This window comes from Paenalcaligenes sp. GW821-LYS-B07-1 (genome assembly GCF_058803365.1).
In genome coordinates, this window is sequence record NZ_CM179516.1 from 2,748,285 (window position 1) to 2,761,583 (window position 13,299).

Below are 13,299 nucleotides of genomic sequence, written 5' to 3' on the forward strand. Positions count from 1 at the left end.
GCGTCCACTGGACAATGTCAGACTCACATTCATCAGACCCTGAGCCCCGAAAGAAGAAGCGTCTATCCCGTTTAGGCGGGTTATTTAAACGCCGCCCTGAACCTGAAGATCGCGAAGACATCAAAGCGATACTTCAAAGTGCCCAACAACGAGGCATCATAGACAGCGAAGCCGCTGCCATGATCTACGGCGCACTAGATGTTGCCAGCAAAACTGTGGCAGACATCATGGTTCCCCGCGCAAAAATCGATCTACTGGATATCTCCACCCCTCTGGCAGAACTGCTGCCCATCATCATCGAAACAGGTCGTTCCCGTTTCCCGGTGTATGAAAATGACAGGGACAACATTATTGGTATCTTGTTAGCCAAAGATCTCTTGCTCTCTATTGCCAACCCAGGCATTGATTTGCGACCTTTGGTCAGACCAGCCGTCTTTATCCCTGAGACCAAACGCTTAAACGTTTTGCTGCACGAGTTCCGTGTCAGCCGCAACCATATTGCCATCGTCATTGACGAGCACGGCAGCACTGCCGGCCTGATCACTATGGAAGACGTGTTAGAGCAAATCGTAGGTGACATCGAAGACGAATACGATGATGAAGCCGAACAAACCATCTTCCAAACTGGCCATAACGGCTGGCGAGTGATGGCGATTACCGAAATCGAAGATTTCAACGATGCATTCGGCACACACCTTACCGACGACGAGTTTGATACTGTAGGGGGTTGGCTGGGCGCCGAGTTAGGACATATTCCCCGTCGTGGTGAAACCCTAACAAGCCAAGGCTTACGCTTTACCGTCTTGCGTGCCGACCCTAAACGGGCACTATGGCTACACGTACAACGCGACCTCCCTAACACGGACGACTCCTCTACTCCTACGTCATGAACGCCAGTTCCATTAAGTCCCGGCAATCCAATTACTTTTTAGTGTTGCTCGCTGGTGTCGTACACGCCACCAGTTTTGCACCTGACCCACTACCTCTGCAAGCACTGCCTTTCGTCCAGCTCATTACACTGGCCGTTTTATTTGCCTGCAGTATCAATGCCAACAGTACGCGACAAGCGTTGCTACAGGCATGGCTATTTGGTGTAGGTAATTTTGCGACAGGCCTGTATTGGCTCTACATCAGCATGCACGACTTCGGCAATTTACACCCTGCACTTGCCGTGCTTGCTGTAGTTTTATTGGCGGCCGCCCTAGCCTTCTTTATCGTTGCTGCTATCTGGCTGATACGCCTACTGCAACCACGCCGTGGACGTCCTTGGCTACAAGCACTGCTGCTAGCCACTGTCACAGCGTCGGTATGGACTCTCTTTGAATGGTTGCGCGGTAGTCTGCTAACGGGTTTTCCATGGCTTAACATCGCCTACGCTCACGTAGATGGTTTCTTTGCTGGTTGGGCTGCCATTTTGGGTAGCTATGCGATTAGCTGGAGCGCCGCTTTTTGTGCCGCCGCGCTCAGCCTCTTAACACCATCGCAAATGCAGAGGAAATCACCTGCTGTTGCATTGTTGGTGAGCATATTCATTGGGGCTGCAAGCCTATATTGGCAACAAATAGAGTGGGCAAAAGCGGAAGGCTCGCCCCTATTAGTCAGACTGGTTCAAGGCAATGTGCCACAGTCTCAAAAATTCGACCCGCAATACCTACTGGATGGCATTCGCACTTACCAACACATGAGTGCACTTCCACCCAAAGAGCCCGGTGCTGAACCACAAATCATTGTGCTGCCTGAAACCGTTGTGCCGATGATGCAGTATTTAATCCCCGAGCAAGAGTGGCAGGTCTGGATTGATATTGCTAAACGACAAAACGCGACGCTGATTCTGGGTGTGCCTATGTCCGACCCCAACAATCCGTCTTACTACACCAATAGTTTGATTACGATTGAGCCAGACACCACGGCGGCAGAAATACTGCAGCGTCAAACCATGCAGTACAACAAGTACCACTTGGTGCCTTTTGGTGAGTTCGTACCCCAAGGTTTCCGTTGGTTCATAGATATGATGCAAATTCCTTTAGGTGAATTTGCTCGCGGCGATACACGTCAACGTAACTTTTCACTGAACAACCTGCTGATAGCACCCAACATCTGTTACGAAGACGTGTTTGGCGAAGAGATTATCCGTGCAGTACAACCTGCTGAACACGACAACGGGGCCAACCTATTGATCAACAGTAGCAATTTGGCCTGGTTTGGCGACTCATGGGCATTGCGCCAGCATCTGCAAATGTCCAGAGTCAGAGCGATGGAAACCGCTCGCCCTATGCTTCGCGCAACCAACACGGGTGCCACAGCAGCCGTAGATCATACTGGCGCGATTATCGCCATAGTGACACCAAATCAACGCGCCATCTTAGATGTAGAAATCCAAGGCATGAGTGGGCTTACCCCGTATGTACGCTGGGGTAACACGCCTATTATTGCGTTCTCACTCTTAGTGTGTGTGCTTGCAGGAGCTGGACGCATCTGCGCCGCCGCTCCACCGAAGACTAATCTCTGTAATAAACTGGCGTTACTGATAACGCCAGTTTTGCATCCACTGCTGAAACTGCTCAGCAGGCACCGGTGGGCAGAACAAAAAGCCTTGTAGATAATCACAGCCCGCATCTTGCAACAAGCTTAGTTGCACCTCGGCACTCACCCCCTCAGCGATCACTTCCATACCCAACTTATGCGCCATCACAATCATGGCATCACATAAAGCCTGGTCTTCAGAACCAGGCTCAATATTACGCACAAAAGACTGATCAATTTTGATGAAGTTGATGGGGTAACGTTTCAAATACGTGAGTGACGAGAAACCCGTACCGAAGTCATCCAAGGCAATAGCAATGCCAGCATCTCGGAACACACGCAAAATTTTGGTGACGTTGGCATTGGTATCTAACAGCAAGCGCTCAGTGATCTCTATCACTATAGACGACATATCTAAACCAGCTGCCTCTATACGTTGCAGCCAATCTTTAGGATTCACACCATTCGCATAGAACTGTGCTGGTGAAACGTTCACACTGATCTGAAAATCTTTACCAAAAGATCGCCATGCCACAGCTTGCTCTACTGCGGCATTGAACACCCAGTTCCCTATTTCTACGATCAAACCAGAGTCTTCAGCAAACGGGATAAACTCTGATGGAGGCACTAAACCTAACTCTGGATGCAACCAGCGTATCAAGGCTTCTGCCTTGCATACCTTGCCAGTTTGCACATCAATAATGGGTTGGTAGTACAGTCTAAACTGGTTTTCAGCCAACGCAATATGCAAATCACGTGAAAACTGCACACGTGCTTGCACCGCTTCACGCATGGCCGGTAAGAAGAAACAATATTGATTGCGTCCACACTCTTTGGCGGCGTACATAGCCATGTCAGCATTTTTGAGCAGTTCACCCGCATCGTTAGCATCAGCCGGATACATCGTGACGCCCAAACTTGCAGAAATCATCGCTACTTCTTCGCCCAGCTTGTACGGTTTCGCCAAAGTACCCAGTATCTGCTGGCAAATTCGCTCTACTACCGACAAATCTTCCACACCAGCAACAATCACAGTAAACTCGTCGCCACCTAATCGTGCCACAGCATCGGTATCTCGCACGCAAGTCTGTAAGCGTCTACCCACTTCTTTAAGTAGCTCGTCGCCTACGTTATGTCCCAACGTGTCATTCACATCTTTGAACATATCCAGATCGAGGAAGATCAGCGCAAAAGGGCTAGCTTCCTGAATGGATTTTTGCATAGCCTCATGCAAACGACCTTGGAAACGCTGCCGATTAGGCAAGTTGGTCAAGTGATCATAGTTAGCCTGACGCCACACCAAGGCTTCGCGCTTTTTATGACTCGTAATGTCAGAAAAAACACCTATGCGTCTATACACCGTACCGTCGGGATTCCAGCTGGTACTAATGTGTAAACGCTCGGCATATTCTTCGCCATTTTTACGGCGGTTCCAAATATCCCCTTGCCACTGGCCTGACTCAGCCAGTTCTGCCCACATTTTTTGGTAGAACTGGGGACTTTGTTTACCAGACGCCAAAATATTCAAGCGCTGCCCCAGCACCTCATCAATGGCATAGCCAGTAATGGCACTGAATGCCGGATTTGCATCCACAACCATACCGTCTTCATCGGTCACCACAATAGCTTCAGAGGTACTTTCGTACACTAGCCCTGCCAATCTGGCAGAAGCTTCGCACTGTTTGCGAACACTAATATCGTTCACCAGCACAATAGACGCCTGATCTTCACCCCAGGGAACTACAACCGAGTACACCTCTACATCGAGCAACTTACCCTTAGGTGTTTGCCATCTGCACTCGTAATGCACATCTTCTATTGAATGTGCTGCCTTTTCTGTTTTTCCTGCACACGCAGGCAACGCATAAGGTTGTAACCTCAAGGAGGAGTAGTTCAGTGTTTGCTTGAGTGTGCCTTCTGAGCTATCCAACATTTGTTGTAGTACTGAGTTAGCAAACAGAAAACTATCACGCTGCACCACGGCCACACCAAGCAATGCCGTACTCAGCAATGTAGACATCATATGTTCTAAGCCGCTCTGGGCCGACGAATGTTGTCGCAATACCTCCGCTAACTCTACTAACGTTGTGGTGGAGAAATCATCAGAGCAAGAATCAAGTTTTTTCATTCGTGATGCAAAAATCGCGGAGTAGAAAGATGCGCGTGAATCAGCGTTGCCAACCACGCAACCCTGAATAACCTACAGAGCTCATCTAAAAGCAGAGTACAGAAGATACAGCAGCCTAGAGCGAGTCAAAAGAATGAACTCCACCTGATAACGGCCTCTCTGGTGGTTTCTTAACTATTTTTGTCAGATTTGATTTCTTAACCCTAAAAAGTGTGTCAAAAAACTACAAACAAAATTTCCTAGAGTGGTTTTAGGCCTTTTTATCAAAAAGCTTGCACAAACCCTAAAACTCATGCATAATTTCATTTCTTCGTTGATGCAGCAGTGAAATGCAAACATCTTAGGGGGTATAGCTCAGCTGGGAGAGCGCTTGCATGGCATGCAAGAGGTCAGCGGTTCGATCCCGCTTACCTCCACCAAAAAACGAAGAAGCAGTTTAAGTCCTACGTCCCCATCGTCTAGAGGCCTAGGACACTACCCTTTCACGGTAGGTACCGGGGTTCGAATCCCCGTGGGGACGCCAAAGCTTGCTTTGGAAAAGAGTTAAACATACTACTGCTGGAGCGGTAGTTCAGTTGGTTAGAATACCGGCCTGTCACGCCGGGGGTCGCGGGTTCGAGTCCCGTCCGCTCCGCCAAGAATTTAAAAAAAGCCTTTGAGAAATCAAAGGCTTTTTTGTTTTCTACAGCTTGTAGAAATCACCACAGCATGCGCACCCTCTCTGTTGCTCGGCGCTTCTTTTACCCCACCCAAACAAACCCACTCACCAAGTCTACAATCACTTACCCACAAAAATGCAGTAAGTCATCAACCAGTTTGCGTGCATTACTACATTTTCAAGCGATACCCACTACAGCACAATTTCGCGCCACTCACCAGGCAATAAACCGTCCAACTGCCATTCACCAATACGTACACGCACCAAACGTAAAGTTGGCAACCCCACCGCAGCCGTCATACGTCGCACTTGCCTGTTTTTACCTTCGCTAATCGTTAGACTAATCCAACTTGTTGGAATACTAGCCCTATATCGTATAGGTGGATTACGCAACCAAAGCTCGGGATCATTCAGCAATTCCGCCTCAGCAGGCTGGGTCATACCATCCTTAAGCAACACACCCTGCCGCAGCTGTTGTAACTGCTGTTCAGTTACCGCCCCCTCTACTTGCGCCCAATAGGTTTTAGACATTTTATGGCGAGGTTCAGCAATGCGCGCCTGCAAACGCCCGTCATTCGTCAGCAACAACAATCCTTCGCTATCCCTATCAAGACGCCCTGCCGGATACACCTCTTTTACTGGCACATAATCCGCTAATGTTTCCCTACCTTGATCATCACTGAATTGCGTCAATACACCATACGGCTTATTCAACACAATTAACCTACTGCGCTTAGCCGCTGGCTGCACAGTTTTTTCGCGTTTATTGCCATATCTGTTTCGCATTATCTACTTCCTTCACTCTGCACTATCTCGACCATCAACCCAGTGATGGGCAACAGATTATCTCATCCCACCCAGCAAAGCTGCCATCACTACTTTTTATGCGCACCGCACTAAACCAAAACCAAGCACCAACCAACACAGAAGTGACAATCAAGAGCCACACACACCCACAACATCACTACCGTGACAGATTTTTATAAAAACAGTTACCAATATCTCATAAAAGTGTTGACATGAAAAAGATATGGTTGCTATACTCTTTTTCTTAGCTGGTTGAAGTCCTAAGTCCCCATCGTCTAGAGGCCTAGGACACTACCCTTTCACGGTAGGTACCGGGGTTCGAATCCCCGTGGGGACGCCAAAGCTTATTTTGGCAAAACTTCAAACATACTACTGCTGGAGCGGTAGTTCAGTTGGTTAGAATACCGGCCTGTCACGCCGGGGGTCGCGGGTTCGAGTCCCGTCCGCTCCGCCAAGAATTCAGAAAAAGCCTTTGAGAAATCAAAGGCTTTTTTCTTTTCTAGCGCATTCCCTTGATCGCCACACGGTGATCCTCACACATCCGCAAACCTACCCTTTATCGCTGCGTCAACGCTAACTGCACCGAAAGCCCCAAGAAAGCAGCACCAAAGAAACGCCGCATCCATAATTGCACGCGAACATTGGCGATGACATAACGCTTCACACTCACTGCGCATACCCCGTACAGCATAAAAACCAACAACGACATCAGCATAAACACGGTACTTAGCCATAACATTTGGTTTATCGGCATTGCTGCATCAGCACGCACAAACTGCGGCAAGAAAGCAAAAAAGAAAATAGATAACTTTGGATTCAGCAGATTGATCAAGACAGCAGAAAGAATCACACCTTTGGTTGATCTCTCTATTGGAGCATCCTCAAAACGCAATGCGCCCTGAGCCCGCAGTATAAAGATGGCCATGAAGATCAAATACACCACTCCCATATACTTAAGCAGCTGAAATGCCATTGCACTAGTATGCAGCACCACAGCCAACCCGCTTATTGCCACCAACACATGCGGAACAATCCCTAACGTACAACCTATGGCCGCCACCATACTGGCACGTAAACCACCCGATAACCCCGCCGCAATCGTATAGATCACGCCAATCCCTGGCGACACAATAATCATTAACGAAGTCAGCACAAATTCCATACTCATAAAAAAAAGCCCCCATAACAATGAAGGCCTAACTATCTCAGTATGTGCTACGCGCATCTTGGACAAAATTGCAGCAGCGCTACGAACAGTGCTGTGCATATAAACCTGGAGAGAACCCAAAGCTGCGTACAAAATGCCGTGTCATATGGCTTTGATCTGAAAAGCCACTGGCGTACGAGGCCTCGGCCAACGCAACACCTTTGCTAATCAAACGCTTGGCCAAATTCACTCGTTTCTGCACCACATAAGCATGTGGCGTTAAACCTGTCAGCCGAGAAAATGCACGCACTAATTGGAAACGACTTAAGCCTGCCTCACCCGCCAACTGCGCCAAAGACAACTCAGCTTGAGGATTATCATCAATCATTCTTTGTGCTTTAGAAGCAGCACTACCCAATAGCGGTGAAGCAAGGATAGGCCTATCTACAAATAACTCCAGCAACAAGAGCAAACGTTCCTCCAGAGCCAAATGCGTAGGATGCATAACCTGTTTAGTTAAACCACTATACAAGGCATTAAATACATCCGCTGCATGTGGCCGCGTTAAGACAGGATACGCGAATTCATGCCAAGTAAACCCAGTGTCTGCTGTCATCTCTGCAAATTGCGCGGCAATAATCGCCGGATCAAAGTACAGCATGTGCCACCTACGCACATCACCAATAGGCATACCATCGTGCACCTCAGCCGGATTCACAGAAATCAAATCACCTGCTGTAGCTTCTACCTGCCCCCTACCACTCGCCGAACGCTGCGCACCATCAATCAACATCCCTATGCCGTAATGTTCATGCACATGCTTAGAAAAAAGTCGACTGCTCTCTGCCTCGACAATCTCAATACCCAAATCAGCTATACGCTTTATGCTAAATACATGCGTGGACACCATAGCCTCCTGATTTGGTTATTACTCAGCCCGCGCCCACGGCTCTTGAGTCAAACTACTGGCCAAGTAATCCATGAACACTTGCACCCGCATTGGCCGCTTGCGCCCTGGCGGCGTCACCAACGACAACGGGATGGACTCGGCCTGCCAGTCCTGCATCACATGGCGTAATTCACCGCTTTGCAAGTGCTGCCAGACCAAGAAGTCAGGTAACAATGCCAGCCCCAATCCATCCAACAAAGCAGGCTGCAATCCATCAGAATTATTGGCACGCAACGATACCGGCGGTAAGTGCTGTACGAACTCTCCTTTTATTGGGTGCTTGAAACGCCAGCTCATACCCGCTTTGGAATAGGTGTAGAGCAAGGCCTTGTGATGCGCCAGTTCCATAGGGTGCTTGGGCTCGCCGTACTCTTTTAAATAGGCAGGCGCCCCCACCAACAAAATACGTACTTTGCAGATATTGCGCGCCAACAAACTGGAATCCACCAAGTTTGAAATACGAACAGCCACATCAAAACCCTCAGCTACTAGATCCACATGCTCATCATTGAACTGTATATCTAGCTCCACTTCAGGGTTGGCTTTTAAAAATGCAGGCAATAACGGCGCCAAACTAGACAGACCAAAAGACATGGGCGCAGACACACGTATCATGCCGCGCAGACTTTGTGACTGCTCAGTGATTTCAGCCTCTACTGCTTCACCCTCTTCCAAAATACGTGTCGCACGCTCTAACGCCACATGCCCGCTTTCTGTCAGCGACATACTGCGAGAGGTACGATGAAACAGCATGGTTTTCATGCGCCGTTCTAATCGAGTGATCGCTTTGGATATCGTAGCGGGAGATAACGATAACTCTTCTGCTGCACGCGCAAATGATCCCGTGGAAGCCACGGTAGCAAAGATAGCCCACGCCTCAAGATCTGGTAGTTTTCTCATGTAGTTCACAGCAAAAAGTTCATGCATCTGCCCACTTAATCTAGAGATCACATCAAAAATGGAAAGGATGCTATTCCTGATTTTGGATTCTCAGCGGGGTTTTGGACTCGTACACTAGACACATGATAAAGATTGTTCTGACAAGGAGCAGCCATGATTGAACATCGTCCTTTTACTAGCTTAGGTGGCGCACACCACGGCTGGCTAGATGCTAAACATCACTTTTCCTTTGCTGAATATTACGACCCTAAACGTATGCACTGGGGCGCTCTACGTGTCTGGAACGATGATACCATCGAATCGGGCACAGGCTTTCCGCCACACCCTCACGCAGACATGGAAATCATTACCTATGTACGTGAAGGTGCTATCACGCACCAAGACAACTTGGGTAACCAAGGTCGCACCAAAGCGGGTGATGTACAAGTCATGAGCGCAGGTACCGGCATTGTGCACTCTGAGTACAATTTGGAGCCTGACACCACGCGCATCTTCCAGATCTGGATTCTACCCACCCAACGCGGTGTAGCGCCGTCGTGGGGCTCTAGACCCTTTCCCAAAGATGATCGTGCCAACCGGTTTGTCGTACTAGCCAGCGGCTTCGCCGAAGATGGTGATGCCCTTCCTATACGCACCAATGCTCGCGTATTAGGCGCCACCCTCAAAGCCGGTGAAAGCATTGACTATGATTTTGCGTCACCAGAACGGTATGGCTACTTAGTACCTGCCAGCGGTCAGGTGACAGTGAATGACAAGCTGATTCTGAACGCCAGAGATGGGGCCGCCATTCACCAAGAATCTACGCTACGTATCACAGCCATAGAAGATGCTGAGTTGGTATTTGTAGATACACCTGCTGTGAATTAACCGCTATTATTACCCGCTATTTTTGACCAAACACTCAAACAGGAATATCACCATGAGCAACACTTACCTTGCTGCACTAAAAAACCGTCGCACACAATACGCTTTGGGCAAAACACTACCTATGCCACAAGCTGAAGTGAGCACCCTGATTCAAGACGCTATCCGTCTATCACCCTCCTCTTTCAACTCACAAAGCTCCCGCGCTGTGATCTTGTTTGGCAAAGAAAGTGAGAAATTCTGGGAAATCGTGAAGGCAGAATTGCGCCGTATTGTTCCAGCCGAGTCTTTTGCTCCTACCGAAGCCAAAATCAACAGCTTCGCCGCCGGTGCAGGTACTGTGTTGTTCTATGAAGACCAAGACACAGTACGTGGCTTGCAAGAGAAATTTGCAGCATATGCTGACAACTTCCCTATCTGGTCTGAGCAAGCTAGCGGTATGGCTCAATTGGCTGTGTGGACAGCATTGGCAGAGGCCAATATTGGTGCAAGCTTGCAGCACTACAACCCACTGCCAGACGAGGCTGCTGCTAAAGAGTGGAACTTGCCTGCATCGTGGAAACTGCGTGCACAAATGCCATTTGGTTCTCACGAACAAGAGATTGGCGACAAAACCTTTATGGATGATGCAGAGCGCTTCCACGTATTTGCTTAATCACCCTTGAGTGTTTGCCGCATAAACCTATACAGCCCTTCACAACGAAGGGCTGTATTTTTTTGTGCCACCGTTATTGGCGGCTGACTGTACGCAGAAATGCCAGCACAGCAGCCCAAGACTCGCGCCCAGCCCGCGCATCGGCATAAGGTTGCCCGCCTGTTGTGCATAACAATCTGGAAATGGGGTGCAAATACGTAGATTGCGATGTAGGCACATACGGAAAACGTATGGCATGGCCTGCATGTGGCGTATTAATCCACCTCACAAGCGCAGGCTCAGTTCTGGATGCCAGACGATCCACCACCATCTGACAAAAACGGCTGGCCGGCCACACTCCATCATCCGTGCCAGACAACAGCAACACAGGCCCTTGTATACGCTCTACAGGAATACGCGCCGCATCCATAGCGGCTATATCTTGCAGTGCTGTCTGTATTGCCAACTCATGCCTGTGTGGCACGCTGCTATCAAAAGCATCCCAAGAAGCATGACTATTATTTTTCCAAAGATGGTACAAGGGCTCGCCCTGCAATAACCACGCAGGCGCCTCCCGACCCTCATCAGGATTGGCAGCATTCTGTGAGCTGTGTACAAAAGCACTGGGAGCAAATGCGATCACTGCTGACACAGCCTGGGGATACGTCGCTGCCAGCAACAGGGCAAGCTCAGCCCCTCTGGAAAAACCACTGATCGCCACAAAGTCATTCAGGGGCTGTACGCGTGTACGCAACCACGCCAGTGCCTGCTGAAAATACTCTAGATCAGTATGAGAGATATAGTCTGAACGCCCTGGCACCCTAAAGTAGCCCAATGCCAAGGCCGCATAACCATGTGATGCATAAAGCGCAGCTTGATGCTCTTGCACACCACCCTCTGAACCACCCAGCACCATAACTGCTGGGCAAGGAGTAGAGTTCTCGGGCAGAAACAGTACGCCGTATACGCCCTCTTCCTCTATCTCTATACGCTTCACACCCACTGCGGCGACTCGTTGTATTAGGGTAGCACTCACGTCATTCACACCACTGCGTACGCCTATGGTGGTTACCAACGGATCGAACACCGATTGATTAAAAACCTCTCGTGCCGTTTCTACTTGCGGCAGTTGTGACCAAATCAACCCCATCGCATCGGCCACATCATAGGTGCTGTCTTCAGATTCAGGCACTTGCTTAGCAAGCTCTACATACCCCCTGTCATCTGCTACAAACTCTGCATAACTAGTCCAGCGCACGCCCTGCCTTACCGTTGAGGCACTGATAGCGACAGTTTCACCAGGAACTGCCCCACGTATAGAGATCTGGCGCGGAACATCTATCCCTGCATCTGCAGGCGCCACCACTAGATTGAGCATGCCACTCTCCTGTCATTATTTGAGCACTTATCAAGCCTACCTACATTACCTCATTTGCCAAATATTTTGCCTCATCACTCTGCTCACACTATAGATGTAATATTTATTTACACCATTATATGTAACCAAACTTAACACCATTAGAGCGAAGTAATGCTTAAAAAATGCACATTTATCCTTATTTTCTGCTTCTTACGCTTTTTCAATGACACATTTATTGCCGTAAACCAACTTTAATTTGTCACACACTTCCCTATAGTGAGATCTCCGTTTTCAAGGAGATTTGGCATGACCTCTCTTCATATCGCCCCCTGGTCCGTCAACGCTGTTTTAGCTCTGTACGAACAACCTTTCATGGACTTAATTTGGCAAGCTCAGACCGTACATAGACAACATCACGATGCCAATCGTATACAGCTCTCTAGCTTGCTTTCTATTAAAACTGGTGGCTGCCCTGAAGACTGCTCGTACTGCTCTCAATCGTCCAAATACGATACGGGTATTAAGGCAGAAAAACTGCTAGATAAAGAAGCGGTTATTGAGGCTGCCTTGAATGCCAAAGCTAACGGCGCTACACGTTTTTGTATGGGCGCTGCATGGCGCTCCCCTAGCGAAGCGCAATTGGATAAAGTGATTGAACTGATTCAAGCGGTGAAATCATTAGGTATGGAAAGCTGTGTGACCTTGGGTATGCTAAAACCCGGTCAAGCAGAACGACTCAAAGAAGGTGGTTTGGATTACTACAACCACAACTTAGACACCTCGGAAGACTACTACAGCAAGATCATCACTACACGTAGCTACCAAGATAGGCTAGACACTCTGGATAGAGTACAGGCTGCGGGTTTGAATACCTGTAGCGGTGGCATTGTGGGTCTGGGTGAGTCCCGCGAACAACGCGCTGCACTGATTACTCAATTAGCGAATCGCAATCCCTATCCTGAGTCGGTACCCATCAACCAACTCGCACCTATTCCTGGCACGCCTATGGCCGATAATGCAGCGTTGGATGATTTAGAATTCGTACGTACTATCGCTATTGCGCGTATCACCATGCCTACCGCAGCAGTGCGCTTGTCGGCTGGCCGTTCCAGCATGAGCGACACCATGCAAACCTTATGTTTTATGGCGGGCGCAAACTCCATTTTCTATGGCGATCAATTGCTCACCACCGAGAACCCCCAGTTCATGGCTGATAAGCAACTACTGCAATCATTGGGGTTAAATAGCCACTGCTATACACAACCGCACGAAGAGCACACTGCACACACAGCACCTGGCCCACAAGCCGTGCTGGAAGCCTTGTAACCC

At 49.0% G+C, this 13,299-nt stretch carries 11 protein-coding genes and 5 tRNA genes; 10 read left to right on the forward strand and 6 right to left on the reverse strand.

Annotation, left to right across the window (positions count from 1 at the left end):
• The first annotated feature begins 14 nt into the window (after window positions 1-14).
• The gene (locus tag AC3QL0_RS13270; RefSeq protein ID WP_493008909.1) at window positions 15-890 is read left to right on the forward strand and encodes a CorC family transporter; all 876 of its coding nucleotides are present in this window, start codon (window positions 15-17) and stop codon (window positions 888-890) included.
• A complete protein-coding gene (lnt, locus tag AC3QL0_RS13275) occupies window positions 887-2,599 on the forward strand; it encodes an apolipoprotein N-acyltransferase (RefSeq protein WP_493008910.1) in 1,713 nt (570 codons plus the stop codon). Before AC3QL0_RS13270 ends, lnt begins: the two co-directional genes overlap by 4 nt.
• On the opposite strand, the gene AC3QL0_RS13280 is transcribed toward lnt, so the two are convergent.
• A complete protein-coding gene (locus AC3QL0_RS13280; protein WP_493008911.1) occupies window positions 2,522-4,651 on the reverse strand; it encodes a putative bifunctional diguanylate cyclase/phosphodiesterase in 2,130 nt (709 codons plus the stop codon). The two genes, lnt and AC3QL0_RS13280, sit on opposite strands and share 78 nt — an antisense overlap.
• 343 nt (window positions 4,652-4,994) lie before the next feature.
• On the opposite strand from AC3QL0_RS13280, the gene AC3QL0_RS13285 reads away from it, so the two are divergent.
• The 3 genes from AC3QL0_RS13285 to AC3QL0_RS13295 all read left to right on the forward strand — a co-directional run bounded on the left by AC3QL0_RS13285 (window position 4,995) and on the right by AC3QL0_RS13295 (window position 5,288).
• A tRNA-Ala gene (locus tag AC3QL0_RS13285) sits at window positions 4,995-5,070 on the forward strand.
• A gap of 28 nt (window positions 5,071-5,098) precedes the next feature.
• Window positions 5,099-5,174, forward strand: a tRNA-Glu gene (locus AC3QL0_RS13290).
• A gap of 37 nt (window positions 5,175-5,211) precedes the next feature.
• A tRNA-Asp gene (locus AC3QL0_RS13295) sits at window positions 5,212-5,288 on the forward strand.
• Between the two features lie 213 nt (window positions 5,289-5,501).
• On the opposite strand, the gene AC3QL0_RS13300 is transcribed toward AC3QL0_RS13295, so the two are convergent.
• Complete coding sequence (locus AC3QL0_RS13300; protein ID WP_493008912.1) at window positions 5,502-6,095, reverse strand: pseudouridine synthase; 594 nt, start codon at window positions 6,093-6,095, stop codon at window positions 5,502-5,504.
• Between the two features lie 285 nt (window positions 6,096-6,380).
• Between AC3QL0_RS13300 and AC3QL0_RS13305 the strand changes: the two genes are divergently transcribed.
• Window positions 6,381-6,456, forward strand: a tRNA-Glu gene (locus AC3QL0_RS13305).
• Window positions 6,457-6,493: 37 nt separating this feature from the next.
• Window positions 6,494-6,570: transfer RNA gene (locus AC3QL0_RS13310), tRNA-Asp, on the forward strand.
• A gap of 102 nt (window positions 6,571-6,672) precedes the next feature.
• Here the strand turns inward: AC3QL0_RS13310 and AC3QL0_RS13315 are convergent.
• From AC3QL0_RS13315 to AC3QL0_RS13325, 3 genes are all read right to left on the reverse strand, one after another.
• Entirely contained in the window at window positions 6,673-7,284 is a 612-nt protein-coding gene (locus AC3QL0_RS13315) for a LysE family translocator (protein ID WP_493008913.1), read from the reverse strand.
• Between the two features lie 79 nt (window positions 7,285-7,363).
• Window positions 7,364-8,173 carry a helix-turn-helix transcriptional regulator gene (locus tag AC3QL0_RS13320; RefSeq protein ID WP_493008914.1) on the reverse strand — a complete coding sequence of 270 codons (810 nt, stop codon included), beginning with the start codon at window positions 8,171-8,173 and terminating at the stop codon, window positions 7,364-7,366.
• Window positions 8,174-8,191: 18 nt separating this feature from the next.
• The gene (locus AC3QL0_RS13325) at window positions 8,192-9,112 is read right to left on the reverse strand and encodes a LysR family transcriptional regulator (RefSeq protein WP_493008915.1); all 921 of its coding nucleotides are present in this window, start codon (window positions 9,110-9,112) and stop codon (window positions 8,192-8,194) included.
• A 153-nt stretch (window positions 9,113-9,265) separates the two neighbouring features.
• On the opposite strand from AC3QL0_RS13325, the gene AC3QL0_RS13330 reads away from it, so the two are divergent.
• On the forward strand, window positions 9,266-9,979 hold the full coding sequence (locus AC3QL0_RS13330; protein ID WP_493008916.1) for a pirin family protein: 714 nt from the start codon (window positions 9,266-9,268) through the stop codon (window positions 9,977-9,979).
• A gap of 52 nt (window positions 9,980-10,031) precedes the next feature.
• On the forward strand, window positions 10,032-10,631 hold the full coding sequence (locus AC3QL0_RS13335; RefSeq protein ID WP_493008917.1) for a nitroreductase family protein: 600 nt from the start codon (window positions 10,032-10,034) through the stop codon (window positions 10,629-10,631).
• Between the two features lie 73 nt (window positions 10,632-10,704).
• Here AC3QL0_RS13335 and AC3QL0_RS13340 read toward each other — a convergent pair whose 3' ends face one another.
• The gene (locus tag AC3QL0_RS13340) at window positions 10,705-11,988 is read right to left on the reverse strand and encodes an acyl-CoA thioesterase/bile acid-CoA:amino acid N-acyltransferase family protein (RefSeq protein WP_493008918.1); all 1,284 of its coding nucleotides are present in this window, start codon (window positions 11,986-11,988) and stop codon (window positions 10,705-10,707) included.
• A gap of 288 nt (window positions 11,989-12,276) precedes the next feature.
• On the opposite strand from AC3QL0_RS13340, the gene bioB reads away from it, so the two are divergent.
• On the forward strand, window positions 12,277-13,296 hold the full coding sequence (gene bioB, locus AC3QL0_RS13345) for a biotin synthase BioB (RefSeq protein WP_493008919.1): 1,020 nt from the start codon (window positions 12,277-12,279) through the stop codon (window positions 13,294-13,296).
• Window positions 13,297-13,299 lie beyond the last annotated feature (3 nt).

Coding starts and splice junctions, on each gene's coding strand:
- AC3QL0_RS13340 (WP_493008918.1), bottom strand. CDS start 11,988: ATGCTCAATCTAGTGGTGGCGCCTGCAGATGCAGGGATAGATGTTCCG.
- bioB (WP_493008919.1), top strand. CDS start 12,277: ATGACCTCTCTTCATATCGCCCCCTGGTCCGTCAACGCTGTTTTAGCT.
- AC3QL0_RS13300 (WP_493008912.1), bottom strand. CDS start 6,095: ATGCGAAACAGATATGGCAATAAACGCGAAAAAACTGTGCAGCCAGCG.
- AC3QL0_RS13315 (WP_493008913.1), bottom strand. CDS start 7,284: ATGAGTATGGAATTTGTGCTGACTTCGTTAATGATTATTGTGTCGCCA.
- AC3QL0_RS13320 (WP_493008914.1), bottom strand. CDS start 8,173: ATGGTGTCCACGCATGTATTTAGCATAAAGCGTATAGCTGATTTGGGT.
- AC3QL0_RS13270 (WP_493008909.1), top strand. CDS start 15: ATGTCAGACTCACATTCATCAGACCCTGAGCCCCGAAAGAAGAAGCGT.
- AC3QL0_RS13330 (WP_493008916.1), top strand. CDS start 9,266: ATGATTGAACATCGTCCTTTTACTAGCTTAGGTGGCGCACACCACGGC.
- AC3QL0_RS13280 (WP_493008911.1), bottom strand. CDS start 4,651: ATGAAAAAACTTGATTCTTGCTCTGATGATTTCTCCACCACAACGTTA.
- lnt (WP_493008910.1), top strand. CDS start 887: ATGAACGCCAGTTCCATTAAGTCCCGGCAATCCAATTACTTTTTAGTG.
- AC3QL0_RS13325 (WP_493008915.1), bottom strand. CDS start 9,112: ATGAGAAAACTACCAGATCTTGAGGCGTGGGCTATCTTTGCTACCGTG.
- AC3QL0_RS13335 (WP_493008917.1), top strand. CDS start 10,032: ATGAGCAACACTTACCTTGCTGCACTAAAAAACCGTCGCACACAATAC.